This is a genomic window from Nocardia sp. NPDC003345 (genome assembly GCF_053589395.1).
The window spans coordinates 1-1,818 of sequence record NZ_JBSFRU010000568.1 but is presented as its reverse complement, the minus strand read 5'-3'; the positions used below and the strand labels follow the sequence as shown (position 1 = coordinate 1,818).

The 1,818-nt window shown below is 72.1% G+C and carries 2 protein-coding genes; one reads left to right on the top strand and one right to left on the bottom strand.

Translation table 11 applies throughout. The features are described 5' to 3' along the window. Window positions 1-1,360: DUF3418 domain-containing protein (locus ACWDU1_RS32055; protein ID WP_450004167.1), on the top strand; the 1,360-nt coding region annotated here is incomplete at its 5' end. Window positions 1,361-1,424: 64 nt separating this feature from the next. On the opposite strand, the gene ACWDU1_RS32050 is transcribed toward ACWDU1_RS32055, so the two are convergent. Further along, window positions 1,425-1,818: ATP cone domain-containing protein (locus tag ACWDU1_RS32050; protein WP_450004166.1), on the bottom strand; the 394-nt coding region annotated here is incomplete at its 5' end.

The following is a 1,818-nucleotide window of genomic DNA, read 5'->3' as shown; positions in this document are numbered from 1 at the left end:
GTTCCCCGATACCTGGCGCCAGGGCGAACTCTCGTTCCCGTTGACATATCAATTCGAGCCCGGACGCGACGACGACGGTGTGACCGTCGGTATCCCGGTCGCGCAGCTGGCGCATATCAAAGCCGTCGGATTCGACTGGCTGGTGCCGGGTATGCGCGCCGAATTGGCCGCGGCCCTGATCAAGACCCTGCCGAAGCAGTTGCGGCGCGCGGTGGTCCCGGCACCGGATTTCGCGGCGGCCGCGCTGAGAACGCTCACTCCCCGGGCCGAACCGCTGCGCACCGGCCTGGCCCGGGAACTGACCCGCCTCGCGGGCACCCCGATCGCGCCCGCCGATCTGGACCCGGCCGCGCTCCCGGATCATCTGCGGATGACATTCGCCGTGACCGACGCGGACGGCCGGGTGCTGGCCACCGGCAAAAGCCTCGCCCAGCTGCGAACCCGGCTCTCGGACCAGGTCTCCGCCTCGGTCGCGGCGGCCACCGCGGGCGCCGAGCGCGCCCCGGCCACGGTGTGGACGTCCGAATCCCTCGGCACCTTGGCTCCGGCGGTACGCCGGGAGGTCGGCGGGCAGACCATCACCGGCTATCCCGCCCTGGTCCCGGAATCGGGCGGGGTGGCGGTCCGGGTGCTGAAATCGCCCGCCGAGCAGGCGCGCGCCATGCGGGCCGGCACCCGCGCCCTGGTGCTGGCCGCCGTCCCGACCTCGGTCCGGGCGGTCACCGCGACCCTCTCCCCGGCCGACCGGCTGGTGCTGAGCCAGAACCCGTACGGCTCGGTGGATGCGCTGATCGAGGACTGCCGGGCCGCGGCGGCCGATCAGCTGATCACCGCGGCGGGCGGCCCGGTACGCGACCCCGGTGAGTTCGAACGACTCGTCGCCGGGATCCGGCCGAAATTCAACGATGTGGTCGTCCGGATCCTGCGCCTGGTGGTGCCCGCCCTCGCCGCCGCGCACGAGGTCTCCTCGGAGCTGACCCGGACGCGGGAAGCCGATATCGCCGACGACGTGCGCGACCAGATCACGGATCTGGTGTTCGACGGTTTCGTCTCCGAATGGGGCCCGGCGCGCCTGCGTGAGCTACCCCGCTACCTGCGGGCGGCGGCGGCCCGCCTCACGGCGCTGCCCGGGTCGGCGGTGCGGGACCGCCAGGCCATGGCCGAGATCGACGCGGTGGCGGCCGCCTACGACCGTCTGCTGTCGCGGCTGCCGGAATCGCGGCGGCACGCGCCCGATGTCACCGAGATCTGGTGGATGACGCAGGAACTACGGGTGAGCCTGTTCGCTCAGAAGCTGGGCACGCCGCAGCCGGTGTCACCCAAGCGAATCGAGAAGGCGATCGCCGCCATCGCCAGGTGATCCGGGCCTTCCGCCACGGGCACCCGGCCACCCGCGCCCGGACGAGAGGGCACGGGGGCCGGTCTCAGTCCCCGGCGCCGACCGCCGCGCGCGCCTGCCGCATATCCTGGATCTCGCGTTCGAAATCCGCTGCCGAGGTGAAAGATCGATACACCGAGGCGAACCGCAGGTACGCCACCTCGTCCAGTTCGCGTAGCGGGCCGAGGATCGCCAATCCGACCTCATGGCTGGGCACCTCGGGTGAGCCCTTGGCCCGGACCGCGTCCTCCACCTGCTGCGCCAGCAGATTCAGCGCGTCGTCGTCGACCTCCCGGCCCTGGCACGCCCGGCGGACGCCCCGGATTACCTTCTCCCGGCTGAACGGTTCGGTGACCCCGCTGCGTTTGACCACCGAGAGAATGGCCGTCTCGACCGTCGTGAAGCGGCGCCCGCATTCCGGGCAGGCGCGTCTGCGGCGA